The sequence below is a fragment of the Enterobacter sp. JBIWA008 genome, from assembly GCF_019968765.1.
In the GTDB taxonomy this organism is placed as follows: Bacteria; Pseudomonadota; Gammaproteobacteria; order Enterobacterales; family Enterobacteriaceae; genus Enterobacter.
On record NZ_CP074149.1, the window covers coordinates 4,535,865 to 4,562,676 of the forward strand.

General features: G+C 56.6%; 17 protein-coding genes. 5 read left to right on the forward strand and 12 right to left on the reverse strand.

All coding sequences use genetic code 11. From position 1 onward, the window contains the following. Positions 1–55: 55 nt before the first annotated feature. Positions 56–1,645, reverse strand: coding sequence for an STY4199 family HEPN domain-containing protein (locus KGP24_RS22055; protein WP_223561796.1), 1,590 nt, complete (start codon positions 1,643–1,645; stop codon positions 56–58). Between the two features lie 148 nt (positions 1,646–1,793). On the opposite strand from KGP24_RS22055, the gene KGP24_RS22060 reads away from it, so the two are divergent. Beyond that, positions 1,794–2,333 carry a GNAT family N-acetyltransferase gene (locus KGP24_RS22060; RefSeq protein WP_223561797.1) on the forward strand — a complete coding sequence of 180 codons (540 nt, stop codon included), beginning with the start codon at positions 1,794–1,796 and terminating at the stop codon, positions 2,331–2,333. 199 nt (positions 2,334–2,532) lie between these two features. On the opposite strand, the gene KGP24_RS22065 is transcribed toward KGP24_RS22060, so the two are convergent. Next, complete coding sequence (locus KGP24_RS22065) at positions 2,533–3,291, reverse strand: SDR family oxidoreductase (RefSeq protein WP_223563553.1); 759 nt, start codon at positions 3,289–3,291, stop codon at positions 2,533–2,535. 119 nt (positions 3,292–3,410) lie between these two features. Here KGP24_RS22065 and KGP24_RS22070 point away from each other — a divergent pair, with 119 nt between their 5' ends. From KGP24_RS22070 to KGP24_RS22080, 3 genes are all read left to right on the forward strand, one after another. Next, positions 3,411–4,310, forward strand: coding sequence for a LysR family transcriptional regulator (locus KGP24_RS22070; RefSeq protein ID WP_223561798.1), 900 nt, complete (start codon positions 3,411–3,413; stop codon positions 4,308–4,310). Positions 4,311–4,362: 52 nt separating this feature from the next. After that, complete coding sequence (gene yhjD, locus KGP24_RS22075) at positions 4,363–5,388, forward strand: inner membrane protein YhjD (protein ID WP_194401368.1); 1,026 nt, start codon at positions 4,363–4,365, stop codon at positions 5,386–5,388. A 260-nt stretch (positions 5,389–5,648) separates the two neighbouring features. Beyond that, on the forward strand, positions 5,649–6,971 hold the full coding sequence (locus KGP24_RS22080) for an MFS transporter (protein WP_223561799.1): 1,323 nt from the start codon (positions 5,649–5,651) through the stop codon (positions 6,969–6,971). Between the two features lie 59 nt (positions 6,972–7,030). Here the strand turns inward: KGP24_RS22080 and KGP24_RS22085 are convergent, their stop codons facing one another. Continuing rightward, positions 7,031–9,073 carry an AsmA family protein gene (locus KGP24_RS22085; protein WP_223561800.1) on the reverse strand — a complete coding sequence of 681 codons (2,043 nt, stop codon included), beginning with the start codon at positions 9,071–9,073 and terminating at the stop codon, positions 7,031–7,033. 65 nt (positions 9,074–9,138) lie between these two features. Next, on the reverse strand, positions 9,139–9,912 hold the full coding sequence (pdeH, locus tag KGP24_RS22090; RefSeq protein WP_023309584.1) for a cyclic-guanylate-specific phosphodiesterase: 774 nt from the start codon (positions 9,910–9,912) through the stop codon (positions 9,139–9,141). 229 nt (positions 9,913–10,141) lie between these two features. Here pdeH and KGP24_RS22095 point away from each other — a divergent pair, with 229 nt between their 5' ends. After that, positions 10,142–11,071 carry a sugar kinase gene (locus tag KGP24_RS22095; protein WP_223561801.1) on the forward strand — a complete coding sequence of 310 codons (930 nt, stop codon included), beginning with the start codon at positions 10,142–10,144 and terminating at the stop codon, positions 11,069–11,071. 64 nt (positions 11,072–11,135) lie between these two features. On the opposite strand, the gene KGP24_RS22100 is transcribed toward KGP24_RS22095, so the two are convergent. From KGP24_RS22100 to bcsQ, 8 genes are all read right to left on the reverse strand, one after another. Then, complete coding sequence (locus tag KGP24_RS22100) at positions 11,136–12,629, reverse strand: pitrilysin family protein (RefSeq protein WP_223561802.1); 1,494 nt, start codon at positions 12,627–12,629, stop codon at positions 11,136–11,138. Positions 12,630–12,856: 227 nt separating this feature from the next. Then, positions 12,857–14,143: a dicarboxylate/amino acid:cation symporter gene (locus tag KGP24_RS22105; protein ID WP_059311445.1), complete on the reverse strand. Its 1,287-nt coding sequence runs from the start codon at positions 14,141–14,143 to the stop codon at positions 12,857–12,859. 159 nt (positions 14,144–14,302) lie between these two features. Then, the gene (gene hmsP, locus KGP24_RS22110) at positions 14,303–16,309 is read right to left on the reverse strand and encodes a biofilm formation regulator HmsP (protein ID WP_223561803.1); all 2,007 of its coding nucleotides are present in this window, start codon (positions 16,307–16,309) and stop codon (positions 14,303–14,305) included. 119 nt (positions 16,310–16,428) lie between these two features. Beyond that, positions 16,429–19,911: a cellulose synthase complex outer membrane protein BcsC gene (gene bcsC, locus KGP24_RS22115; protein WP_223561804.1), complete on the reverse strand. Its 3,483-nt coding sequence runs from the start codon at positions 19,909–19,911 to the stop codon at positions 16,429–16,431. Next, positions 19,893–20,999 carry a cellulose synthase complex periplasmic endoglucanase BcsZ gene (gene bcsZ, locus KGP24_RS22120; protein WP_223563554.1) on the reverse strand — a complete coding sequence of 369 codons (1,107 nt, stop codon included), beginning with the start codon at positions 20,997–20,999 and terminating at the stop codon, positions 19,893–19,895. Before bcsZ ends, bcsC begins: the two co-directional genes overlap by 19 nt. A 6-nt stretch (positions 21,000–21,005) precedes the next feature. Then, complete coding sequence (gene bcsB / locus KGP24_RS22125) at positions 21,006–23,426, reverse strand: cellulose biosynthesis cyclic di-GMP-binding regulatory protein BcsB (RefSeq protein WP_223561805.1); 2,421 nt, start codon at positions 23,424–23,426, stop codon at positions 21,006–21,008. Between the two features lie 10 nt (positions 23,427–23,436). Then, positions 23,437–26,052: a UDP-forming cellulose synthase catalytic subunit gene (gene bcsA, locus KGP24_RS22130; protein ID WP_223561806.1), complete on the reverse strand. Its 2,616-nt coding sequence runs from the start codon at positions 26,050–26,052 to the stop codon at positions 23,437–23,439. Beyond that, positions 26,049–26,801: a cellulose biosynthesis protein BcsQ gene (gene bcsQ, locus KGP24_RS22135; RefSeq protein ID WP_223561807.1), complete on the reverse strand. Its 753-nt coding sequence runs from the start codon at positions 26,799–26,801 to the stop codon at positions 26,049–26,051. The genes bcsA and bcsQ overlap by 4 nt, the downstream gene beginning before the upstream one ends. Positions 26,802–26,812 lie beyond the last annotated feature (11 nt).

A 26,812-nucleotide genomic window follows, 5' to 3' on the forward strand; every position in this document is an offset into this window, starting at 1 on the left:
GGTGCGGTCTGATGCCCTCACCCCGGCCCTCTCCCACAGGGAGAGGAAGAAGAAATCAGCGAATCACCTCATAAATGGCAGTCTGAATGGACTGCCATTTTTTGGTGGTGGCATCCGGCTGTGACTGCGCGCGACGCGCGGCCATGTCGAGATCGTGCTGCTGGCGTTTCACCACGGCAGGCACGGTGCAGAACGCTTTGAGATACTCTTTACGTATCGAGGTCAGAGACTCGCCGTTCGACATGGCGTGACTAAGCGTGTTGATGAAGCGACGGCACGGCTTCTCTTCCACCATGTTCTGCCGGTAGCGTAACATCAGCTCCAGCACATCGTCATAGCCTGCCGACATCGCCTCTTCGGTCCAGGAGAGCTTCCAGTCCATACCGCCCTGCAAAAAGAGCTGGGTCACGCGGGTATCGTTGCGGTTTATGGCCGAGCGGAAATTATTCTCGTCCCAGGTCACGCCCATGCGCGTGAGGGTTTCGCGCGAGGAAGGCGCCTCGCGCATTTCCTGTGGAGGCGCCGCTTCAGCCGCTCTGGCGCTGGCTGGCTGCGGTTTACTGCTGGTCACCAGCCAGAAGCCCCCCGCCACGATGGCAATCACCATGACGCCAACCGCCCCCCATAGCGCACCGGAAATGAGCTGCTCGCGTTGTTCGGGGGTGCGCGGCGCGCGCTGGGTCGGCTTTTCAATGGTGTCACGGACTTCAAACAGATCCCCACCGGTGACCCGATCCATTTTCTGCGCCTTTTCCCAGAAGGTATGCAATTCGCTGGCATCTACCGCCATGAAACCGGCCGGATTGACGCGCGTTCTCCCCTCTTCAAACGCGCGTTGAACTGGCCGCGCGATCTGCGCGTAGTAATTATCCAGCAGCTGGATTTGCGCCGAGCTTAACGTTTTCTGAACGGTGATGTTGTTGCGGATTTGCCGAATGTCATCGAGAAAAGTTTGCAGCGTTTTGCGCGGTTCAACCAGCAGCGTCAGCATGGACGGGTCGCTGAACAGCGAAGCGTAATAGCGGCTGAACTCTTTTTTATCCACCAGCATCTGCGCCAGTTCACTAAACATCATGCCGCTCAGGACATCGTTGATCTCGCCAAGCTTCAGCCAGCGCCGTACGCGATCGGCGTTAAACAGGGTCTTCAGATGATTGTTCAACCGCACCTGATCGGGCCAGGCCTGCTGGATGAGCCCTTTAATCATCAGCTCAATCGCGCGTACCTGCTTGTGCGCCTGCTGCTGCTGGAGTTCGCTTCCCGGTGCCAGCTCTGTGCTGTAGGTCAACAGCGGCTGCTGCAGGCGAAGGTGTTCCAGTGCGGTCACAAACCGCATTGCCGCAATAAGCTGGTTTTCACTTACATCCTGTCCACTTTCATACTGCGGAACGCGCTGCTGCAGCAGGCGCAGCTGGAGCGTAAATTCCGACATCTCGGCATCATTCAGGTTGAGTTTTTTCGCAACGGCTCCCCAGCCGCCCAGAGCTAATCGCGCGCTGTCGAGTTGTTCCAGGAACCAGCGTGGATCTTTGCCCTCAGAAGCATGTACATTCAGAAGAAGCAAAATTTCCACCGACGCATGGCGAATGACCGCCAGACAGTGTTCAAACTGTTCGCGAATATGATGTGATGTGCTGAGAGTCATTGTTTTCCTTAAGCGACAACGAAGACATCCGAAATGGGTACGAGACGCCCTTTTTTCTTTTTATTTATACGCGGTTAACCATACCTGACTTTCTGTTGAAATAAAGTGACAACCCTAAAATGATTTAAAATGTTTCAGGAGAATCTGAATGCCGGTTTTAATTACCTCTCGCCTTACCTGTTCGCCACTGCAGGAACAAGACTGGCCCTTTTTTCTGGCGCTACAGCAGCACCCGGACGTTATGCGCTTCGTGGCGGAAGACCGCCCCGTCGCGGCGATCCGCGAGGCGTTTGATTCGCGCCTGACCCCATGGGCGCCGGGCAGCGCGCACTGGCTTTGTCTCGTCGTTCGTGACACCGCCTCGCGGGCCCCGCTGGGCGTCACCGGGTATATTCATCGGGAGGAGGACTGCGCCGAAGTGGGCTTCCTTTTCGCACCCGAGGCGCAGGGGAAAGGTTACGGCTTTGAATCCCTGAAAGCGCTTTGTGATTACGCTTTTCATCAGGGCGGTATACGTCGACTCACCGCTACCGTCACCGCGGGGAATGTCGCGTCAAGACGCCTGCTGGAAAAAACCCGCTTTCTCCTGGAAGGTGAATTACGCGAGAGCTATTACCTTGCGGGGCGCTGGCAAAATGACTGGCTATTTGGTTTATTACAGCAGGAATATCTGAATAATAATTCCTGACCAACAGCTTTTTAGCAGATATTTCCCGAATGTCGTTTCCTCTTCAGGGTCGCTATTAAGAGGAAACGAATATCAAACGTCTTGCGCTGAAAATATTTTCTGCGGCCATTGCGTTAATAAAAAACATCAGGGTCTTTCTCTGAAGAAATATCGTAATTAAGGGTCTCCTTAAGAGGTTCCTTCCCCTTAAGCCCGTGCATCACAGGAACATACCGCCGGACACTTCAATACGTTGCGCATTCATCCAGCCCAGCCTATCGCTGAGCAGTGCCGCAATGGCATCGCCAATATCGTCCGGCAGCCCCACCCGTCCCAGCGCCGTCTGCGTCGCCAGCATCTGATTCAGCTCAGCGTTGTCACGCACGCGTCCGCCGCCAAAGTCAGTTTCTATCGCGCCTGGCGCAATGATATTGACGGAAATTCCGCGCGCGCCCAGCTCTTTCGCCTGATAACGCGTCAGCACTTCCATCGCCCCCTTCATGGCCGCGTAGGTCCCTGAGCCCGGCTGGGTAAAACGGACCAGCCCGCTGGAGACGTTGAGGATCCGTCCCCCGTCGTTAAGCAGCGGCAGCAGGCGCTGGGTCAGGAAGAAAGGTCCTTTGAAATGAATGTTCAGCGCTTCATCAAACTGGGCTTCCGTTGTGTCGGTAAAGGGCGCATATAAACCCGTTCCGGCATTGTTCAATAAATAGTCAAAGGTTTCGCGCTGCCAGACGGTCCTAAGGGTTTCCTGTAGCTGTTGAGCAAAATTATCAAAAGCCGTGAAATCCCCGACGTTGAGCTGTAATGCCGCCGCGTTGACGCCTTTTTGCTGAATGTCATGCACAACATCCAGCGCTTCCTGCTGGCTACGGTTGTATGTCAGGATGACTCCCGTGCCGTCTGCCGCCAGCTTTAACGCAGCGTTTTTGCCCAGACCACGGCTACCACCCGTCACTAATGCGATACGTTCACTCATCATAAACCTCGTTTTGGCTGTTAAGGAGATTGAGAAAGAGCTTATTAGGTGATAGAAAATCAATAAAGATGGGTTAAAACGCTTCACTGTTTCAGCAGCAACAACAATGAGCTTCCTCTATGGATAAAATTCACGCAATGCAGCTGTTCGTTCGCGTCGCGGAACTGGAGAGTTTTTCCCGCGCGGCCGAAACACTAACCCTGCCGAAAGGCAGCGTTTCACGGCAAATTCAGGCCCTGGAAAACCGGCTTGGCACCCAGCTATTGCACCGCACCACGCGCCGCGTCAGCCTGACGCAGGACGGCATGGTCTATTACGAGCGGGCAAAAGATCTGCTGGCAAACCTTGATGAACTCGACGGTATGTTTCAGCACGATCCCTCCAGCATCAGCGGTCGGCTCCGCGTGGATATGCCCGTCGGCGTTGCTCGAAATTTAGTCATCCCTAAACTGCCTGCTTTTCTGCAGCACTATCCAGGCATTGAGCTGGAACTCAGCAGCAGCGATCGTCTGGTGGATGTGATCCGCGAAGGGTTTGATTGCGTGGTACGCGTCGGCACGCTGAAGGATTCAGGGCTGATTGCCCGTCCGCTGGGCAAGCTGTCGGTGATTAACTGCGCCAGCCCGGACTATCTGACGCGATTTGGCTACCCGGAAACCCTCGACGATTTAGGCTCACACGCCGTGATCCACTACGCCGCGATGCTGGGAGCCCGCCCGCAGGGCTTTGAGTTTTATAACGGCAGTGCGACGCAGTGGATAAAAACGGGTGGGGTATTAACCGTCAACAGCACGGAAACTTACCAGGCTGCCTGTCTCGCCGGGCTGGGTATTATTCAGGTTCCGCGGGTTGGGGTGCGCGATTTACTGCGCGCGAAGAAACTGATTGAGATCCTCCCGCAATATCGGGCCGAACCGATGCCTGTCTCCCTGATTTACCCCCACCGCCGCAACCTCTCCCGACGGGTCCATCTGTTCATGGAGTGGCTTACCGAACTCACAAAAGCCTACGTGGACTAGTCGCAAGCTATAATTCAAAAACACATCCAGCCAAACGAAAAGGAAAAGACGCGTGACGCCGGAAAACAATCCGCAACGACCCACCCAACATTTAGAGTATGAGCCCGTCAAAAAGATGGAAACGGGGCCCGAAGAAGCCAAAACGCCAGGCACCGCCAGCAAAGCGCTGGGGACCGTCACCGGCATCGCCGCGAGAATTCAGCAGTTTCCCATGGTTGCGCATCTGATACGCGCGACCGAGCGCTTTAATGACCGCATGGGAAACCAGTTTGGTGCCGCCATCACCTATTTTTCCTTCCTGTCGATGATCCCTATCCTGATGGTGTCGTTTGCGGCAGCCGGTTTTGTGCTCGCGTCGCACCCGACGCTCCTGCAGGATATCTTCAATAAGATCCTGAATAACGTCAGTGACCCGACCCTTGCCAGCACGCTCAAGAGCACCATCAATACCGCCGTTCAGCAGCGTACCACCGTCGGTATCGTCGGTTTGCTGATTGCCCTTTACTCCGGCATTAACTGGATGGGCAACCTGCGCGAGGCCATTCGCGCCCAGTCGCGCGACGTCTGGGAGCGTAAGCCGCAGGACCAGGAGAAAATCTGGGTGAAGTATCTCCGCGATTTTGTTTCGCTTATTGGGCTGCTCGTCGCGCTCATCGTGACGCTTTCCATTACCTCCGTGGCGGGCTCGGCGCAGCAGATGATCATCTCCGCGCTCTATCTTGATTACATCGAGTGGCTCAAGCCCGCCTGGCGCGGCATTGGGCTAGCCATTTCCATCTTCGCCAACTACCTGCTGTTCTTCTGGATCTTCTGGCGCTTGCCCCGCCATCGTCCGCACAAGAAGGCGCTGATCCGCGGCACGTTGATTGCGGCGATCGGCTTTGAGGCGATCAAAATCGTGATGACTTACACCTTACCGTCACTGGTTAAATCTCCTTCTGGCGCGGCGTTTGGCTCGGTGCTGGGACTGATGGCCTTCTTCTACTTCTTCGCCCGCCTGACCCTGTTCTGCGCGGCATGGATTGCCACCGCCGAGTACAAAGGCGACACGCGAATGCCCGGTAAAACACACCGCTAGCCCCGCTCTCGGGCTGAAATTTCAGCCCGATTCATCATTTCAGCATATAAATCCAGTTAGTAACTTTTATTTAACCAAAAACCAGTTTAATTGACTGATATTTAAAATTTGTGAAGCATTTCATAGACGTCTTTTCGCTGGCCTGAAAATTATTCGCTTTTTGTTGCTTTTATCACCAGCACACGGCTTTGTTACAGATTGAAATGTCGCTTTTGCTGTGCGTAATATGGCCTTTCGTTCGACAAAAATAAGAAAATATTATGCAAGCAACCACCACCACACTCGACTCAGAAACGGAAAACGTTCCGGTAAATTCACGCAATAAAGTTGTCGTCGCCTCGCTGATTGGCACCGCCATTGAGTTCTTCGACTTTTATATTTATGCCACCGCGGCGGTCATCGTCTTCCCGCACATTTTCTTCCCGCAGGGCGATCCGACGGCGGCCACGCTGCAGTCTCTGGCGACCTTTGCTATCGCGTTTGTTGCGCGTCCGATTGGCTCTGCGCTGTTTGGACACTTTGGCGATCGCATTGGCCGTAAAGTGACGCTTGTGGCCTCGCTGCTGACGATGGGCATCTCCACCGTGGCCATCGGTCTGCTGCCAACCTATGAAACCATCGGCATTCTGGCGCCGGTCCTGCTGGCGCTGGCGCGTTTTGGTCAGGGTCTGGGGCTGGGCGGTGAATGGGGCGGCGCGGCGCTGCTGGCCACCGAGAACGCCCCGGCGCGCAAGCGCGCGCTGTACGGTTCATTCCCGCAGCTGGGCGCACCGATTGGCTTCTTCTTTGCCAACGGGACGTTCCTGCTGCTCTCCTGGCTGCTGACGGATGAACAGTTCATGAGCTGGGGCTGGCGTATTCCGTTTATCTTCTCAGCCGTGCTGGTACTGATTGGCCTGTATGTGCGCGTTTCGCTGCATGAGACCCCAGTTTTTGCGAAAGTGGCCGCGGCGAACAAGCAGGTGAAAGTGCCGCTGGGTACGCTGCTGACCAAACACGTCCGCGTGACCGTGCTGGGCACGTTTATCATGCTGGCAACCTATACGCTGTTCTACATCATGACCGTTTACTCCATGACGTTCAGTACCGCCGCCGCGCCGGTTGGCCTGGGGCTGCCGCGAAACGAAGTGCTGTGGATGCTGATGATGGCGGTGATCGGGTTTGGCGTGATGGTTCCTATTGCGGGCCTGCTGGCGGATAAATTCGGTCGTCGTGCGAGCATGATTACGATCACCACGCTGATCATTCTGTTTGCCCTGTTCGTCTTCCCGCCGCTGCTGGGTTCAGGTAGCCCGGCGCTGGTGATGGCCTATCTGCTGATTGGCCTGAGCCTGATGGGGCTGACCTTCGGCCCGATGGGCGCGCTGCTGCCTGAGCTGTTCCCGACGGAAGTGCGCTATACCGGTGCGTCGTTCTCCTACAACGTCTCGTCTATTCTGGGCGCGTCCGTTGCGCCGTATATCGCCACCTGGCTGCAGGCGAACTATGGTCTGTTCTATGTGGGCGTCTATCTGGCGGCCATGGCGGCGCTGACGCTGATTGCGCTGCTGCTGACGCACGAGACGAAGCACCAGGCTCTGTAATTCACTGCGGCCAGATGCCCTCACCCGGCCCTCTCCCACAGGGAGAGGGAGAACGGGAGCTACTTCTTCATCTGCGACAAAATAGTCCGGCACTGATTCGCCTCGCCTTCTGACGGCGAAATCAACGCCAGCAGGGCTGCGGCTGGGGTGACCAGCGTCGCAAGCGCCGCAGCCACTGCACCGCGCGCAATCAGCGGTCCGGGCTTCACGCCCGCCTGCGGGTTTTTGAAGGTCCCGCGCACGTAAAGCGGCGAGCGCAGGGTGATGATACGGAGCCCCTTACTTTCCGGGTCAATCGTCAGATCAAGCTGCTCTGAGGCCATGCTGGCGGTCCCGGTCACGTTAATCACCGCGTTTTCCGTGTCGAAGGCAAAAATCTGCGGTCGCGCCACGCCGTTAACCAGATCCAGATTGGCCGCCGCGCAGTTCACCCTCACCTCGTCATCACCGAATATTTGCCCGATGACGTAGTTACCGACGTTCAGCCCCAGGATCTCCATCAGGTTTCGGCTCACCAGCCCGTCGTTCATCAGCAGTTTCAGGTTCCCGTTGCCGCTGCCCAGCAGCGCCGCCACCGAGTTCCCCACGCCGCGAATGTCGGCATCACCGTTCATTTCACCGAGGGTTTTCTGCATCAACTCTACGTTCGGCATCAGCTCTTTAAGCTTCAATCGACGCGCCTGGATCTCCGCCCGTCCCTGCATCGGCTTCTTATCGCCTTCCAGGTGAATGTTCGAGGAAATCGTCCCCCCCGCCATGCCAAACTTCAGCGGCTGCAGGCGCAGGTCGGCGTTTTTGAGAAGGATATGGGTCGAAAGATTGTTGATCGGCAGCGTACTGCCATGCTCAATTTTTCCGCCTTTGAAGCGTACATCCGCATCCATCACGTCCCATTTGTCGGTTTCGAAGCGATCGTAAGGCAGTACTTTGCCCGCAGGCTGAACGTCCTTTTTGACCTCTTTCGACTTGGTTCCTTTGCCCGAATCCACGCCAATCAGCGGACCAAGATCGGCCAGACGCAGCTGACGGGACTCAACATCCCCTTCCAGCTTCGGCCTCGGTTTTCCGGTGGTGTAGGTCAGCGTGCCGTGGATGTCGCTGTCGCCGATGCGGCCGTTAAAATCCCGGTAGTCAAAAACGGATGATTTTTCGGTATCAATTTTGGCAACCAGATGCCCGTCCGTTTCGAACGGCGGGGTATCCGGCAGCAGTACGCCGGTCAGGTCATACAGCTCGCCCAGCGAATCGCCGGCAAATTTAAGCTGAAGGTCGACGCCCCCCATATTCATCGGGTCGTTGACCGTGCCCACGAACGCCACTCGGGTGTTACCGGAACGGAAGTCCGCCTGCACCGGGAACGGCGTACCTTCGCTCCGTAGTGCCAGCATACCGCCTATTTTCCCTTTTCCGCTCAGCGGCTGGCCGTTGTAGCGTCCTTTTGCCGTCAGGCCGAAGACATAGTTACCCACGCTTGCCGCGTCACCTTTCGCTTTCGTGCCCGTGACCTCGCTAAACGGCAGCGGTTTGCCCAGCGGATCGACCAGGATCTCCACATCCGCCCTGCTGACCTTATCGTCGATGGCGATCCGTCCACGATCGAAAAGAATATTGTCGAGACGGAATGACCAGGAAGAAGGCTGGGCATTCGGATCTTTTTCGCCATCGCTGGCAAGGTTAAAGGTCCAGTTGTTGTTTTTTTCTGAGAGTCGGATCAGACGCGCATCGGGCTGCTGAAGTTTGATCCACGGCAGATAAACTGTTTTGGTCAGAAGCGCTAACGGCGCTAGCGTGGCTTCCACGCGCGGCAGGTGGATCATGGTGACGTCCGGGATATCCGGCGGGTTGCCGAGAATGATGTCGTCGGCATGGACGTGAGGCCAGGGGATCCAGCTTCGCCAGCCGGGCTCCTCTTTCTGACGCTCCCATACCACCCCTAAATCACCGCGTATGGCGAAGGGGCGGTTCAGTTCGGTTGAGACTTTCTGGTTGATGGTCGGCTTGAGACGGTTCCAGTCAAACGTCGCAATAATGATGGCGACGACCACGATCAACAACAAGAAAATCCCTGCTGTCCAGGAGATTACCCTGGTTGTTCTTGTCATTTTTATCCCCTTTCCTGATGACCTGTTCTGTAAAACTATAGTCCAGACAAAGGGAAGCGGGCTTATCAGAGGGTCGTTATAACGCTATCGAGGCGATCCATGGGCACCGGGCGAGAGAGATAATAGCCTTGCGCCGCCGCTGCGGGAGAGTTTTGCACATCACGCCACTCTTCCAGCGTTTCCACGCCTTCAACAATCACGCCCTGGCAATAGCGGTTCATCAGCTGTAATAACAGCGTAAACAGATTCCGTCCTTCCGGGGTCTGACGCAGCATAATGAACAGGTCGCGGGCCACTTTAATGTAGTCGTAGCGTACTTCACTCAGGGCGGAGAAGTTCGCCATGCCGGTGCCAAAGTCATCCAGCCACAGCGGGCCGTATTCGCATATCGAAGCAAACGAGGAATCCTGCGGCAGACGGACATGCTCCACCAGCTCAAAGCGCATCCACGGCAGGGTGGCGATCAGCTCCTGCAATTTCGCGTTCTGGCGCAGCGCCAGCAGGGTTGGGCCATCGACGTTCACCGAGGCGAGGATATCGTGCTGTTCGAAAAAGGGCTGCTTCGTCGCCAGCATACGAAGCTGCTCTTCCAGCACGTCCAGACGCTGGCGAACGGCAACTTCGGCAAAATAGCGATCCGGCGCGATGCGCTGAGTAGGGTTTGAGGGGTGCGTAACGACGGTCAAAATTTCAATTGCCATCAGTCGACCATCTGTTCGGTAGATCGGCTGATAGGTGTACGCACGCTCGCATTGCAGCCAGTAGCGATGCTCCTGCAAGTTCTCGATACTTGCCTCAGGCGTAGTGCTCAGCCGCTGGATAACCTGCTCTGACTTCATTTCAGATGTCCTGTTGTTGGGATAGCCTTTCTGGACTCGTCACAGGATTATCGGCGCGACAATTGAGAACTTTATGTTCAATTCACCGGGAAAATGAAATTAAGATGACAGAAATGCGCGGGAACACGCGCTGGCTCAAATAAAATAATGGAACGTTGTTTTAATATAGTTGACCGGTTAATTCACTCAGCGCACACTGCTGATAATTCTTCTGTTCAGGTTCACGACTATGTCCAAAAAAATTGCCGTGATTGGCGAATGCATGATTGAACTGTCACAAAAAGGCGCTGAAGTCAGCCGCGGATTTGGTGGCGATACGTTAAACACGTCCGTTTATATTGCCCGTCAGGTCGCACCTGACGCGCTTACCGTGAACTACGTTACCGCCCTGGGTACGGACAGCTTCAGCCAGCAAATGCTGGAGGCCTGGCAGAGTGAACATGTTGGAACGTCGCTGATTCAGCGTATGGAAAACCGCCTCCCGGGGCTTTACTACATCGAAACCGACAGCACCGGCGAACGCACGTTTTATTACTGGCGTAACGAAGCCGCGGCCAAATTCTGGCTGGAGAGCGACGCGGCCGCGGCAATCTGCGAAGAACTGGCGACATTTGACTATCTCTATCTGAGCGGGATCAGCCTGGCGATTTTAAGCCCCACCAGCCGTGAAAAGCTGCTCTCGCTGCTGCGCAAATGCCGTACCAACGGCGGTAAGGTTATTTTCGATAACAACTATCGCCCGCGCCTGTGGGCCAGCCGCGAAGAGACGCAGCAGGTCTATCAGCAGATGCTGCAGTGCACCGACATCGCCTTCCTGACGCTCGACGATGAAGACGCCCTATGGGGTCAGAAACCGGTTGAAGAGGTGATTGCACGCACGCAGGCGGCTGGCGTGAGCGAAGTGGTCATTAAGCGCGGTGCGGATTCGTGCCTGGTCGCGGTGGCGGGCGAAGCGCTGGTTGACGTTCCGGCGGTGAAGCTTGCTAAAGAGAAAGTGATTGATACCACGGCGGCAGGTGATTCATTCAGCGCGGGGTATCTGGCGGTACGTCTGACGGGTGGAACGCCGGAAGCGGCGGCACAGCGCGGGCACCTGACGGCCAGCACCGTGATTCAGTATCGCGGGGCGATTATTCCGCGCGAGGCGATGCCTGTTTAATTAAGGTGCGGGCTGATGCCCTCACCCTAACCCTCTCCCAAAGGGAGAGGGAAATGTTTAGGCATTACTGCCCCTGCGGAATATCCGTCGCGTCCGGATGTAAATCATCAGCCGTGGCGGCCTGCGCTGGCTGCGGCGCGGTAGCCATAATGGAATCCCAGGTCGTCTGAAGTTCCTTCATGTCATATTCCGGCTCGCCCTTCGGCTGCAGAAGGATCAACGCCATCTCCTGCGACAGCTGCTGACGGAGGTCCTGATTGAGCATATCGACGGTCAGACCGTTCAGGAAATCCTGGCGCAACTTCTGATATTGCTCAGGCGCAATGTCGACAACCTGGTTTTGCAGAGAGCGAATACGCTGGCTTATCAGAATGTCGGTATCGGCGCGAGCGTAGGTCGCAAACAGCTTCTGCAGCTCGAGTTTTTTCTGCGCCACGAGAGCATTGAATTCCTCTTCGGAAAGCCCCTCTTTGCGCACTTTCGCCAGCTCTTTCGCGACCACGCCCAGGTTGGCATTCAGCTTATCGCCAGGTGATTCAACGTTAATGGCACATTGTGCACGCTGGAACAGGACGCGGCAGTCAAAACCAAGACCGATATTCTTGACGTTGTTCTTGCTCAGCGTCTGCTGAACGTGCCAGAACAGCGCTTCACGCGCCAGATCGGCACGCCAGTAGCGCAACATCGCCGCGGACTCACGGATTGGCTGCCAGGCGTTATCCCACATGACGGAGAGGCGATCCTGACGCACGGTGTCCGTCATAATGCTGACAGGCTCAGCACGCAGCGGAGAGAGCGTCGGGACAGGGGCAGGCGTTTCACGCTTGCCTTTCAAATCACCAAACGCTTTGTTGATCTGCTCAACCACCGCGCGGCTGTCCACGTTACCCACCACAATCAGCGTCATCGCGTCCGGGGTGTACCACTTCTGGTAGAACGATTTTACCTGTTCGGCGTCCACCGGCTGTTTCAGCGGTTCGGCCGGGTCATGTCCCAATAACGTTGAGCCCTTCAGGCGGTAACGCCACCAGCCCTCTTTGGTATCCCCAGGCCAGGTCGCCACCATGTCACTGTTGCTCAACGCATAGTTGACGGTGTCCGGCGTAATTGCCAGATTGCCAGAGGCATCAGAGAGATACGTAAGCGCTTCTTTTAGCAGGTCGTTACGGTTATTAGGCAGGCTCAGGTTAAACATGGTGTAGTCATACGAGACCACAGCCGGAGGGAGTGGGCGTTTCGGATCGATGGCCTGCTGCCATAGGGAACGCACCTGAACCGCTTGCAGGCTGCCGCTCTGCGTGAGCGCCAGCCGGGGAATAAAATGGCTAAAACCGGTTTGCTGAGTGCTTTCCGTGAGGGAACCGGTATTAATAGACAGACGGATTTCTATACGGTCACTGGGACGTTGCGGAGTGGCTAAAACCTGCCACTGAAAACCGTTCGCTAATGTCCCTTGTTGCCAGGCCGGGTCTGGCTGGAGCGCATCTGCCTGCACATAACTGGCTGCTGCCATCATCAGCAAACCGCCGGTTAAGAGTCGAATTTTTGTGCCCTGCATGTGAACCCCTGATCAACATTCCTGGTTAAAGAAGAGTGCCTCGCGACGCGCTTCACTCTTAAAGATGACGATGAAAACACGTCGATTAGACCGCGCGTTCGGCAAAACGTCACGGTCAGAAGTGAAATATACCCAAAAAAAATCTTGTCGAATTATGACAGGTACGAACAGTTATTATGCGCAGGAGCCCGTATCCCGACAAGGGAATACGGGCATTTGTGACAAGATTAAGAGGATAAGCCAGGATTTTTGCTGTCAGTTGGACGATTATTCAGAGTATCGTCGAGCTTTTTGTGATCCAGCTCTTTCACCCATTTCGCCACCACTACCGTTGCCACGCCGTTACCCACCAGGTTGGTTAACGCACGGGCCTCAGACATGAAGCGGTCAATACCCAGAATCAACGCCAGACCCGCCACCGGCAGGTGACCTACTGCGGAAATGGTGGCTGCCAGCACGATAAAGCCGCTGCCCGTTACGCCTGCCGCACCTTTAGAGGAGAGCAGGAGCACCACCAGCAGGGTAATCTGATGGAAAATATCCATATGGCTGTTGGTCGCCTGAGCAATAAACACGGCTGCCATCGTCAGGTATATCGAGGTGCCGTCCAGGTTGAAGGAGTAGCCCGTCGGGATCACCAGTCCGACCACCGATTTACGGCAGCCCAGCTTTTCCATTTTGTCGAGCATACGCGGCAGCGCCGATTCTGACGAGGAGGTCCCCAGAACAATCAGCAGCTCTTCGCGGATGTAACGGATAAATTTGAAGATATTGAAACCTGTCGCGCGGGCGATGGACCCCAGCACCACGACCACGAAAAGGATACAGGTGATATAGAAGCAGATAATCAGCTGACCCAGCTGCACCAGCGTACCGACGCCATACTTACCGATGGTGAAGGCCATCGCGCCGAAGGCACCGATCGGCGCCAGGCGCATGATCATATTGATGATGCCGAAGATCACCTGCGAGAAGCTTTCGATCACATTAAAGATAAGCTGGCCTTTGCTGCCCAGACGGTGCAGGGCAAAACCAAACATCACGGCAAACAGCAGCACCTGCAGGATGTTTCCGCTGGCGAACGCGCCAATGACGCTGCCCGGTATCACGTCCAGCAGGAAGGCCACCACGCCCTGATCCTTCGCCTGCTCGGCATACACCGCGACCGCTTTGGCATCCAGCGTTGACGGGTCTACGTTCATCCCCGCGCCCGGCTGCACCACGTTGACGATGATCAGACCGATAATCAGCGCAAGGGTACTGACCACTTCAAAATAGAGAAGCGCCACTGCACCGGTACGACCTACCGCCTTCATGCTTTCCATGCCAGCGATGCCCGTCACGACGGTACAGAAGATCACCGGAGCGATGACCATTTTGATGAGCTTAACGAACGCGTCGCCAAGCGGTTTCATTTGCGCGCCCAGTTCAGGGTAATAGTGACCCAGCAGAATACCGATGGCGATGGCTGTCAGGACCTGGAAATAAAGACTTTTGAAGAGTGAGGTTTTCATAAGGTGTCCTTGGAAAGAAAAACCACAGGCTTTGTAAGGTTATGGTTAACCTGCGGCTTTAAAATAACACCCACATAACAGGACAGAAATAAACTCAGTTCAAATTTGAAACACAAATGTTAAGAACTTTGAGCTGGCTCGCACAAGCCAGCAACAAAATTACACTTTTGCGTTATTGTCAGCACCAGAAAGGTATCGTTCTTCAAAGACATCCGAAGGTACAGCAGGGGCAAAAAGGAAGCCCTGCCCGCTCTCCACGCCCGCCTCTGCCAGCCAGGCGCGTTGCGCTTCGGTTTCAATCCCTTCGGCAATAAGACGGAGGTTGAGACTGCGCGCCACCTGGATAATCGCCTGCACCATGCTGCTGTCGCCCGGCAGACCGTCGACAAACGCTTTGTCAATTTTGAGCACATCCACCGGAAGGGTTTTCATGTGCTGAAGCTGGCGCAGCCCGGCGTAGCCCATGCCAAAATCATCCAGCGCAATGCGAATGCCGGCATTACGCAGCGGCTTCAGAATGGCGACTGCGTCGTTAGGATCGTCAATGCGTCGGCTTTCCGTCACTTCCAGAGTTAACGTATCAGGCTTGATTCGATAACGATGGATCAGCTCCAGCATCTCTGAAACCATGGTCGGGTGCATCAGCTGCAGAGCGGACAAATTGACCGACAGCGGCAGCGTCACGCCGCGCTCCTGCCAGGCGGCAAGCTGACGGCAGGATTCCTCCAGCACCCAATAGCCGACGGTAACCATCAGGCCGCAGGACTCAATGCGCTCAATCAGCCCTTCCGGCAGCTCCCATGAACCATCCGGCTGATGCACACGCAGCAAGGCCTCGGCGCTTTTTACCTCTCCCGTCAACAGATCCACCTGCGGCTGAAGCCAGAGGGCAAACTGGCGGTTATCCAGCGCGGTCAGAATGTCACTCTCTTCCGTCAGGCGCTGCTGCGCCTTTTCCATCTGCTCCGGGTCAAAGAACTGGATCTGATTTTTCCCTTTGCGCCGGGCGGTAAAGGCCGCCGAGAAGGCACGGCGATAAAGCTGTTCCGCGGTCAGATCGCCATAGAACATGGCAATCCCGATACTGGCGCTTGGACGAAGCTGGATCCCCTGAATGGGCAACCGCTCATTAATGACAGTGAGTACTTGCTGACCTAACGTGATTGCATGCCAGGGCTCTTTTACGCCGTTGGCAATCACCACCAGGTCGTAACCGCTAACCTGGGTCAGTACCATGCGCGGGGCAAGGACAGATTTGATCTTTTCCACCAGGGTGAGCAGAAGCATTTCGCGCTGGCTCTCCTGAAGCACGCCAGCCGTGTCCTGCAGGGTTTCACAGGCGATAACCATCAGCGCCGTGGTTTGCTGACGGGCAACGGTCTGCTCCAGCATCGCCATCAGGAAGGCTTTATTGGGAAGCTCCGACACCGGGAAGCGCGTGGCGCTGCTGTTTAACTCATCCTGCTGACGCTGGATGCGCTGCTGGTTGAGGTTGTAGCTGCGCACCAGCATACCTATCTCATCGTCATGATGCAGACGCGGCAGCTCAAGCTGATGTCCCATTTGATCCTGCGGCGCAAGCGTATTCAGCTCGCGGGCGATACGGCGCAGCGGATGAACAATCAGCCGGTTAATGCACCAGGTGAGCGCCACGCTGAGAATAAGCGTCATAAGTAAGCAAGTGGTCACTAACGTAACCACCCAGCTCATGACGAATTTATACATGCGGTAGGAGTCCGCCTGTAATACCAGGTACGCCAGCGGCTGCGGATTGGCAGGGCGTTCGAGTGAATAAACGGGCAGCGAAATTTGCACCGGAAGCTCAAACAGGCGCATCACCATCATCGGGACGGGACGCTCCGGGATAAAGCTCATCCGCAGCGCCTGAAACTGGTTAGGCAAGACGACGTCGGCGCGGCTAACGACGCCGGCAGGCTGAATGCGTTTTAAAATGGTTTCCGCTTCGGGAATATCCCCTTTCAGGATCGAGGCGGAGAGCGGGCCGCGCACCGAGCGAGCGATACTTTCTAACTGCGAAGCCGTGTTGTAGCGATTCTGCTGTACGGAATGAAACAGCAGAATTACGCAGAAAAGCAGTACAAACAGCATGGTGACGGCAGAGACCATCGCCATCTGTTTGATTGTTAAGGAACGGCTGACACGCAAAATGACTCTCCACAAAACTCGAAGCGCAGGGCGCGCCAGGGTGTAAACCTGGCGCGCCTGAGTATACCCGATTGCCGCGCTATTAAGAGAGACTTACAAATGGATTAAGGAAAATCCGATTACCAGTCCGCATAAGGGATGAGCGGCTGCGGCGGTAAGTCCATATCGCCCTGCCAGCCTGCAGCAGAGTAGCGCACATAGATCAGCGCATGGCTTGGGGTATAGTCTTTCGCTTCCTGAATATCCACGCCCATGCCCACAAACCAGTTGGACGTTACGCGGCGTTCGATAATGGCCCGCGCGGTATAACCCGTGCCTGAGGAACTGCTGCCGGTTTCCATCGCGCCCCGGTCGGTATAGCGGTCTGGCTCATCGGTCGGGATCAGATTCTGGATCGGGTAGCGCAGTTCGTCTTTGGTTTTGGAGTGAGACCAGGACACCGAGCCACCCAGCTCCCAGGACCAGTTCTCCGTACGTTTACGCCAGGTCACCGGCAGTGCGAAGGAGACATACTCCTGCGGGCTGTAGTAGCCGCCCTGACCCAGGGTATAACCGCTCAGGTCTTTATCGTAGTGCCAGAGCATATTGGAGACGCCGACGGTCAGGCGCTCGTTGTTTTTATTAATGAGCTTGTAGTAGTAACCTGTCATCCAGCGGACGCGCCAGTTATCCTCCACATTTTTACCCGTTAGCGTTTCCGCGTTCAGGCTTGACCAGACGCCGTTCGCTTCCCCTTTGTCATAGCTCACGCTTACGCCGCCACCGGTGGCACGTACGCCGCCCCAGGTGGTGCCGGTGTTGGTATCTTTTTGCCCGGCGAAGGCCAGCAGAGAGCTGGAGATGGGGCGGCGATGGGCGTTAACGGTATAGCCGACAGGGCCCAGATCGCTGCTGTAGCTGATGCCGCCCACCACGTCGACGACGTCAAAGCCCATTGGCGTGGTGCCAATATCCATCGCCCAGGTTTTATTCTGCCAGCCGACGGCGACGCTTGCGCCATTGTCGGACTGATGGGTGTTGCCGCTACACGGTGTTTCGTAGCAGGTCCCCCATTTTGGATCGTAAGTCCCGTTATTGTTATCAAATGAACCGGCGTCCATGTTGACCAGATCGCTTCTGAAGAACATGCGCCCGTCAGAGAGCGGGGCATCCACCTGCAGCATGGTGGTATGCGCCTTCAGGTCGGAATAGCCGCCCGTGCCGCTGGAGCCCCAGTAGTCGTGCTGCAGCGTGACGTTAACATCCTGCTGACGGTACAAGTCACCGGCATCACTGCGCACGCCGCGCTTCAGCCAGTCGTCTTTTTCATCGTTACGCGTCAGACGGGTGAAACTATCGTTGTCGGCAGGACGGGTCGTCGTGATGCCGGACGACACCATCGCATCTTTATAGGTTTCCAGCGCCTGCTGAGGCTGCCCGTTTTGCGCCTGGAAACGCGCGGCATCACGTAACACCAGCGCGTTTTCCATGGAGCCGGGCTGCGATTTAGCCTGCGGAATGATGTTGTTGAAGGTCTGTTCTGCGGCAGCGGAATCGCCCAGACCTGCCTGCGCCATCGCGATCCTGCGCTGCATGTTGAGCGACAGCGGCTGGCCGTTTTGCGATGCGGGCAATTTCGCCAGCTCTGCGCGCGCGGCATCTTTGTCACCCTGAGCGCTATAAATCTCGGTCAGGCCGAGGATCGCGTCTTCGTTCTGCGGCTCACGCTGCAGAACGGCGCTGTACGCCGCTTTCGCCGACGCCAGATCGCCACGCTGCTGCGCCCAGTCCGCCAGCGTAAGGTCGATGCGGGTGGAGGTCGGCTGCTGACGCAGAAGGTTTTCCGCCTCCTGCTCTTTGCCGCTGTCGCGCAGACGGTTGGCGGTTTCCAGCACCTGGTTGCTTTGCAGGCGGTCGGCAAGCTCCTGAATATTGCCGTTCCACTGGCTGCGCGGCAGCGTGTCCAGATGCGCCAGCGCGGCGCGATCCTGATCGTTTCCGGAAAGATAGAGCCCGTTGGCGTAGACCTGATCCGGGTCGGACGGTTTCTGGCTGGCAAGCTGACGCATCAGGGTATCCGCCTGGCTGCGCTGACCCGCGCTGTAGAGATCGCGCGAGAGACGATAGGTTATCCACACGTCGCCGGGAGAGAGCGCCAGACGACGACGCTGAATCTCTGCCGCCTGGCCGTATTTCCCCTGATTTTCCAGCTGTTCTGCCTGAGCGGAAAGCTGCTCGTTGGTCAGGCTGCGTTCAATATCATCAATGCTCCGGCGCTGGCTGGCGGAGAGAGACTGGATAAACTGCGAGGCCTTCTCCGGGGACTGCGCGCGGTAAATATTGGCCAGGCCGCGGACCGCATTGCTGTTGCCGCTGTCCATACGCAGGGCCTGGCGATAATAACGTTCCGCCGCGTCGTTATCTTTACGCGCCGCGGCGGCATCTCCCAGCCCCAGCACGGCATAACTGTCGGTATTGTCGATACCGCGTGCCTGCTGATAGTAACGCTCCGCCTGCGCAGGGTTATTCGCCTTCAGCGCCGTATCGCCCTGCTGGATCAGCAGCCAGTAACGGTTGACCTTCAGCAAACTGTCCCATTTACCCCGGTTATCGCTCTGGGGATCGAGAGCAATCGCCTTTTCAAACTGCGCCACCGCGCGTGCGCGGTCGCCTTTCTGGGAGTACGCCTGGCCAAGGGCGCCCACCGCTTCACTGTCGGCATGGTTGGCGCTGACGGCTTTTTGCAGTTCCGCGACCGCCTTACTCCCCTGCCCGGCATCCACTGCCGCCAGCCCTTCCGCTTTCGCGCGGAACGCCGGGTCAGCGAGCTGTTTTTGCTGCGCTTCAAGCTGGGCACGCGCCGCCGTGACGCTATCACCACTGCTGAATACGCTCAGGTATTTTTGCAGCGCGCTAACGCTGGCGCTGCTGGCAGGCTGGCCTTTGATTTGGTCATACCACATATCAGACGCCTGGCTGCGCCCGTTGGTCGATTTAGCCATCTCCTGCAATACCGCAAAACCTTCATCACGGCGTCCGCTCTGGAACAAAAGCTGGGACAGCGTCGCCTGCAGCTGCGTATTTCCGGGGCTGCTGGTATTTATTTTCTTGAGCTGGTTAATGGCCGCATTCCGGCGAGCAGGGTCTTTCGCGACCACATTCCAGTATTCTGTCGCCACGTCGCCGCCCGGCGGGTTGCCGTCAAACAGCTTGTCGTAGGCGGCAATCGCCTCCTGCGTGTGTCCCGTGGTGGCGAGCAATCGCGCCTGCTGGAGCTGCTGGCGGCCATCCGGGGTGGAAAGCAGCATCGTATTGCGGGATGACTGGTACGCACTCGAGCCGGGCGCGATCCCTTTCAGACGATCCAGCTCTTTTTGCGCGCCGGCGTTATCGCCCTGGCGCAGCAGGTAGCGAAAGCGTGCGGCAATGACGTCAGGGTTGTTCGGGTCAATCAGCTCAAGACGATAAAGCGACTGACGAACCAAATCCTCACGCTGTGTCGATTCGCCCAGCCGAACCTGTTCCAGCAGCTGTTTCTGCTGCGGAGAGTTGGCGGCCTCAACCATCGGCATAAGCGCCAGGCCAAGCGATAAAGTGAGTAGATTTACTGTGAACTTGCGCATTCCTGGCCCCAATCCGGTATTAATTCACCTTTTGCGGTGAAGCGAAAACGATGCTGATCCCATCCTTGCCCAAAGAGAGTCAGCACGTAGCTGTAATAGGCATTATTATCGGGAAAATGGTCTGCAACGCGCTGGCGCTGAACCGCCTGGGAATCACGTTGTTGTAAAAACGGCAGCATGGCGGCAGAGAACCCGACCGGACCATTCCCGGTGCGTTTACCCGTGACCACATCCACTTTCTCCGGCGGCACACCCCGTTTCATTGTCTTTGCCGCCATCGGCTGGAAGCGCGTCAGAAGCCGGGCTTTCTGAGGATCTTTATCACTCATCATTCCCACCCAGAGATAAACGCGAATGGCGTCATAGCCGCCCACCAGCGATTTATCCTGCTGTAACCGCCAGCCTTTATTTTTCTGATACTGCACCCAGTCCGGCGAAAAGCCTTTCGGCGCGCTCTCCAGCAGCAGACGCTGATTGGTTTCACGAAGCTGGGTCCACGGGGTACCAAAACGCGTGAAATAACTCGCTAACTGCGGCGGAAGATAGCTGGGGTTAAAACGCCAGGCGTTTTCATCGGCAAAACCGACTTTACCGGGAAGCAGCATTGCGCCGAGCCCCGGGACTTTAACCACTTCCTCACTGACAATGCGTTTCAGCAGCGCCTTACCCGTGTGGGTATAGTCCGGATGTTTCCACAACCGACCCGCTTCGAGCAGAGACCAGGCGATCCAGACATCGGCGTCAGAGGCGGAGTTGGTATCAATCACCGCCCATGTCTCTTTATCTTTCTGGCCCCATAGCCAGGCTGGCAGATGGTCGTTGAGATTACCGCTGGCAAGATTATCGCGCGTCCAGGCCAGCAGCTGGTCAAACGCGCGGCGATCGTTCGCCGCCAGGGCAAAGAACAGGGCGTAACTTTGCCCTTCCGAGGTCGTTATTTTGCGCGTGTCGCTGGGATCGATAACGCGCCCGCCCTCACTGATGTAATCCTTTTTAAACTGCTCCCAGGCAGGCCAGGTACAGGCGGCGCGAAGAGGAAGCGCCGCCAGCATCACCGCTGCTAATGCACACCAGCGAAAGGCTTTCATCACATCTTACTCATCCGGGTTCAGTCGACGACGGCTGATGATTCGCAGCAGACGCCACAGCACCCATGCCAGCAAGACCACGCTGACCGCAGCCAGGATGGCGAGCAGAACCGGATGGTTAGCCAGCGCATACCACAGGCGTTCGAACCACGGCAGATGGCCCACGTAGTACACATCCCCCACGCGCAGGCTATTGACGCCGGACTCACGGATCACCGACACGGAACCAAACATCGCGGCACGTTTACCGCTGTCGTTCATGGCCGTATTGAGCAGTTCATACCCGCGCGGGCTGTCCGCCAGGAGAGCCACCACGCTACGCTGTTCGTTATAAGGTGACTGGAAGCCCACCACCGCGGCCATTGCCCCCTGAGACGTTACCGCCGTCTGCGCGCTGGCCTGACGATCGTTCATATCCGGCATAATGCTCGGGAACTCGGTCTGGCGTAGCGGCGTGTTAACCCAGGACTGGGCCGCTTTCACCAGCAGATCGATACGTTTGTCATCCTTCAGCTTATCCGGGATGGTACCGATCACCATGATGTCAGCGTCTTTGTTCTGAATCTGGCTGCCATCATCCGTCAACGTGACGTTAATCGCCGGTAATCCCGTTTGTCCCCCAACGGTCGCCATGGTGTCCAGCAGGGTCGTTACCTGCTCTTCGCTTGGTGCTTTTGGCATCACCACAATGGAGTCAGAAAGATCGGCCATGCGGCTGAACGGGAAGCCCGCGTTAGCAAAGGCGCGCAGATCCGGCATCGCCAGGAAGTGATAGTACTTCGAGAAGTCGATGGTCGACTCATCGCCAATCACGACGTGGTTCTGTACGGGCTGGAATGTGATGCAGTTTTCAACCGAGCCACCAGGCACCGGGTTCATGTACTGGAAGTCAAAGCGCAGCTGGTTTATCGCACCTAGCTTCAGTGCCGGGATGGAGACATCCGTTTTACCGTCCAGCAGCCCCTGCAACACCGGCAGGCGAAGCATCAGGCGGTTACTATCCTGCGTGCTTTGCAGACTGAACGATTGCAGGAACTGGTTGTTGAGGCTGATATCCATGCGCGAGCTGTCTTTGGTCGCTGGCGCGGTATAACGATAGTTCAGATTGATATCAATGCCGTTGGTACGCAGCAGGTACAAATCCGGCGGCAGATTCAGCGACAGGCTAATCGGCGCTGGTTCAAGCCCCGTCGCCTGCAGCTGTTCTTCATAGGTTTTCAGCTCGCCAAATGTCACCGCACGGTCGGTACGCACCCAGTTTGGCGCATCGTAAGGTTTACGCGCCAGCAGCGGTTTGACCTCATCCACCACAACGCTGTTGCCACGGAAAAGGACGTTGCCCTGGGCAATGGCTTTTGCTGCCTGCACCAGATCTTTATCATCACGGCCAAAGACCACCAGCAGCTTCACGTACGGGTTTTCCGGGTGATTTATCATCTCAATGGTCGGCGCTTTGACGTCCGGACGATCGCGCAGGAAGGCCGGGCGTTTCGCGTTGGTCGCAAACACAATGGCATTTCTGTCCGGCAGTTTGTCATACATCGCCGGGAAGCTCTGGCCACGCCAGCCCGCACGTGAACCAAACCAGGACGCCACAATGGTGGCCGCCAGCTGCTCGGTCACGTCCGGAGATGATGCAAACACCATCGGCAACGTGAGCGGACGGTTATCACGCGGATCAAAGAACGGAACCGGGAAGGCCGAGAGATCGTTTTTCAGGGCCAGCGACTGGTAGGTCAGCTGCAGCGAGGAGTTACGCCCAACGTCCATCCACAGCGTGCTTCTGTTAGGATTTCCACAGACATCACGGTAGTGACCAATAAACTCCAGACGGATACGGTTAAAGTCGGTGATGAACAGCGGGTTGATCGGCACCTGCGCCTTGGTTTTCTTGCCCAGCTGCTCTTTTGTGACCGGCAGAACGTCCATCAGCTCGTCATTCAGGTAGACCTTAAGTTGAGACTCTGTCGGCAGCAGCGACGGTGACGGCGTGTATTCAAGGTTCAGCACCGCATTAGAGACGACCTCATCGCTGCGCATGCCAAACTCAATGCCGCCGTTAGGGTTGATACCGCTCAGCACCATACTGCCCGGAGGCGGTGCAATTTGCGCGAAGGTCAGCTTCACGTCCCGTGACGGCGCATTGTCCGCGACGATGGGCGCATTCGCCCCCCGGACGCCCGGCATTACCTGCCCGATGACCTGGCCGTCTGCCGGTAGGGTGTTCCCCTCCGTTGGCTGGTTCGGCGTGATATTTTCTGTTTGACCTGGTGCCGCGGTGACAACCGGATCGGTTGCTTGCGCGACGACAGGTACCGTTGGTGCAGGCGTTGCCGCTGCGTTACCAGGAGCTGCGTTAGCCATTGTTGCGGGGATAACATTCATCCCCATTGCCACTGCACATAACCAGGAAAGTTTTGTTTTCATCGCGTTATCATCATTGTTGAGCCATAACCGGGTCCGCCTGCTTCGCCTCATCCCGCTCAGGACGGCGAGGAATGAACGACACGACCCAGGAAACCAGCGAAATAAGTGACCGGAAAATTAATTTCACCGACGACGGGGCAAATTCTGCAAGGTGACGATAGCCACGGAACCCCAGCTTCAGAATATCCAGCAGGCTTTCCAGAGGTTTATCTTCCGGGAAGCTGTCCTGCCAGAGAGCCCACGTATCCGCGCGGGCAAACGTACACTGCACAAAATCGATATGTTGCTTTTTGGTCAACGGCATCAGCTGCAAACCGACTTCATTGTCCGCCACGCGAACAACCTGCGTCGGGAAGACATACTCCTGCTGACCGCGCTTAAGCAGCAGGTTAACTTTCTGCCCTTCCAGTACCTTCGCCTGGCCGTTGATTTTGATCCCCAGACCACCGTCAGAGAAGTCGTGCACGGTACAGGAGAAGAGGTGGCCATCTTCACGGGCGATCGCCGCAGGCATGCAGATTTCAACGCGATGCGCACGACGAACCTGTTTGCTCTCCACCGACACCGCTACCGCGCCGCCGAGGATAATCAGGTTGTAGAAGACCCAGGCCATACTGACGAAGACGGTCAGGATTTCGTTTTCCGGGCCGTAGAAGTAGCGCCAGATACCGGCGATGACGCCAACGATATTCAGCAATACCAGGAAGATGTACGGACGGGAAATCACCCAGTCGACGTACTCTTCTTCTACCAGGCCGCCCTTGGCGGTGACGTTGAATTTACCTTTGTGCGGATTAATCAGCGCCACCATCGTCGGCGGCGCGATATACCAGGCCAGCACCGTTTCGTAGATTTCACTCCAGAAGGAATGACGATATTTACCCTGTATCTTCGAGTTTGTCAGGCTCGCGTGGATCATGTGCGGCAGAACAAACAGCGCAATCATCAGCGCCGGGGCGTAAATGATATAAGCATGAAGAAGCAGGAACGCCAGCGGCGCGGTCAGGAAGATCAGCCGCGGGATACCGGATAAGAAGTGGAACATGGCGTTGACGTAGCAGAGACGTTGCGCCAGCTTGAGCCCTTTACCCATCAGTGGGTTATCGAGACGGAAAATCTGCACCATCCCGCGAGCCCAGCGAATACGCTGACCAATGTGCGCCGACAGTGACTCCGTTGCCAGACCGGCGGCCTGCGGAATACGCATATACGCGGAGGTATAGCCACGACGGTGCAGGCGCAGAGAGGTGTGCGCATCTTCAGTGACCGTTTCGACGGCGATACCGCCAATTTCATCCAGCGGTTTACGGCGGATAACCGCACAGGAGCCGCAGAAGAAGGTGGCATCCCACATGTCGTTTCCGTCCTGCACCAGGCCATAGAACAGGGTGCCTTCGTTCGGGGTTTTGCGGAAGCGGCCAAGGTTACGTTCAAACGGATCCGGCGAGAAGAAGTGGTGCGGCGTCTGCATCATCGCCAGCTCTTTCTCCTTCAGGAACCAGCCCATGGTCATCTGCAGGAACGAGCGCGTCGGCACGTGGTCGCAGTCAAAGATCGAGACAAACTCCCCGGTGGCATACTTCAACGCGTTGTTGATGTTCCCGGCTTTCGCATGCTCGTGAGTCGGACGGGCGATATACTCGACGCCGACCTCCTCTGCGAACTGGCGGAACGCCGGACGGTTGCCGTCATCCAGGATCCAGACCTTGAGCTTGTCTTTCGGCCAGTCGATGCCCAGCGCGGCATAAATGGTGTTTTTCACCACGCTCAGATCTTCGTTGTAGGTCGGTACAAAGAGATCAACAGACGGCCACTGCGCAGTGTCTTTAGGCAGCGGAACCGGCTGGCGGTTAAGCGGCCAAATTACCTGGAAATAGCCCAGCACCAGCACAATCCAGGCGTAGGTTTCTGCAAATAGCAGCACCAGACCGCACACCAGGCTGACCGGGTCGTCCCAGTTCAGGGTTGAGGTATAACGCCACCAGATGTAGCGACAGGAGACGGTCAACGACAGCACAATCAGCATCAGCGCCGAGAAACGCCCCGGAATACGGCGGACCAGCAGCGCCACGCCCCACAGCAGGATCAGGAAGGTGAACTGCGCCAGAGGGTTGAAAGGTTGCGTAATACAGACCAGCGCAAGAATGAGCGAGAACACGACGATCACGCCGAGGATAAAACGCCGCAGGCCCGGATGGAGATGCCCGAGCTCTTTATGGTTATCCAGATGGCTGGTTTTATCGCTTACGCTGTTGGGCAGTCTGTCCAGCCACTGGTGGTAGCGCTCACGTAACTGCTGAACGCGGGAGAAGCTGCGCCAGTGCGGCGTTATTTTCTCTGAGCGGGATGACGTGACCACCAGCCAGATGGCCTGAATGAGATAACGTGCCGGATCCAAAGGACGCGGTCGGTTGGGATTAATGTGCGGATATAACTCACTGTGCCGGGCACGTATGCGCTGCCAGCGTGGATGTTCGAGTGGAATAAACATCCAGGCCAGAATCATCCAGAAACAGCCGAGCGAGGCGCTAAATGCCGAAGCACCGTGCCGGCGGAAATTCCGGTAATGTTCGCTCAAACGCGAACTGACCGGAGGGATGAGTAACCAGCTGGTGAGACGACTCATACAGCACTCCCTGCATGCTCCGCCCTGTTGGCAAAGTTCAGCAGACACCAGTTAGCCAGCGTCAGGATCTCTTCTGCCGCCAGTGAATCGCTGCGGTATTCACCGAGCGGTTGCTTCGACGCAAGGCATTCCGCCATTCCCTCATCACGATGGATGACAATAGGAAGCAGACGGCGCTGGCTTTGCAGCCACACCTGATACAGGTCGTCCTGGATCTGGCTACCAATGCGCAAATCGTTAATCAGAATATGAGCGTTCTGAGGCAGCCCCTGCTGATGCAGGCGGATATGGCAGTTCGCATCGACGTTAACGATCGACAGTACATGATCGCACTGGGCGATAAGCTGTCGGGTCAGCGTGCCGGCGCCGTGCGGCAGATCCAGCAGGATCCACTTGTAGTGCCCCTTTTCTTTCAGACTCTGCAGAGCAAGCGTGAACTGCGAAAACAGGCGCTGATACGCTGCTTCATTCTCGCGTTCCGTGGTGGTCAGTTGCCCAAACGGCAGCAGATCAAGCTGGGAGGTATAGCGCATCCCTGCATCCCGCCAGTCTTTATCATCAAGCAGCGCGCGGGCCCAGCCCTCTTCGCGAGTAAAATCGATGTTAAACAACATGCGCAATAAATTATCGGCGCAGGCGTCAATAACCAGCACCGATTCACCTAAAAGCTGTAATGACCACGCCAGCGCCGCGGTAACTGATGTGGTACCCACACCGCCACGTACACCCTGTAATCCGAGTATGGCCATCAATGGCTCCC

Coding starts and splice junctions, on each gene's coding strand:
- KGP24_RS22080 (WP_223561799.1), top strand. CDS start 5,649: ATGCAAGCAACCACCACCACACTCGACTCAGAAACGGAAAACGTTCCG.
- KGP24_RS22105 (WP_059311445.1), bottom strand. CDS start 14,143: ATGAAAACCTCACTCTTCAAAAGTCTTTATTTCCAGGTCCTGACAGCC.
- bcsB (WP_223561805.1), bottom strand. CDS start 23,426: ATGAAAACAAAACTTTCCTGGTTATGTGCAGTGGCAATGGGGATGAAT.
- KGP24_RS22095 (WP_223561801.1), top strand. CDS start 10,142: ATGTCCAAAAAAATTGCCGTGATTGGCGAATGCATGATTGAACTGTCA.
- KGP24_RS22100 (WP_223561802.1), bottom strand. CDS start 12,629: ATGCAGGGCACAAAAATTCGACTCTTAACCGGCGGTTTGCTGATGATG.
- KGP24_RS22085 (WP_223561800.1), bottom strand. CDS start 9,073: ATGACAAGAACAACCAGGGTAATCTCCTGGACAGCAGGGATTTTCTTG.
- bcsQ (WP_223561807.1), bottom strand. CDS start 26,801: ATGGCCATACTCGGATTACAGGGTGTACGTGGCGGTGTGGGTACCACA.
- bcsC (WP_223561804.1), bottom strand. CDS start 19,911: ATGCGCAAGTTCACAGTAAATCTACTCACTTTATCGCTTGGCCTGGCG.
- pdeH (WP_023309584.1), bottom strand. CDS start 9,912: ATGAAGTCAGAGCAGGTTATCCAGCGGCTGAGCACTACGCCTGAGGCA.
- KGP24_RS22065 (WP_223563553.1), bottom strand. CDS start 3,291: ATGAGTGAACGTATCGCATTAGTGACGGGTGGTAGCCGTGGTCTGGGC.
- KGP24_RS22060 (WP_223561797.1), top strand. CDS start 1,794: ATGCCGGTTTTAATTACCTCTCGCCTTACCTGTTCGCCACTGCAGGAA.
- KGP24_RS22070 (WP_223561798.1), top strand. CDS start 3,411: ATGGATAAAATTCACGCAATGCAGCTGTTCGTTCGCGTCGCGGAACTG.
- bcsZ (WP_223563554.1), bottom strand. CDS start 20,999: ATGAAAGCCTTTCGCTGGTGTGCATTAGCAGCGGTGATGCTGGCGGCG.
- KGP24_RS22055 (WP_223561796.1), bottom strand. CDS start 1,645: ATGACTCTCAGCACATCACATCATATTCGCGAACAGTTTGAACACTGT.
- bcsA (WP_223561806.1), bottom strand. CDS start 26,052: ATGAGTCGTCTCACCAGCTGGTTACTCATCCCTCCGGTCAGTTCGCGT.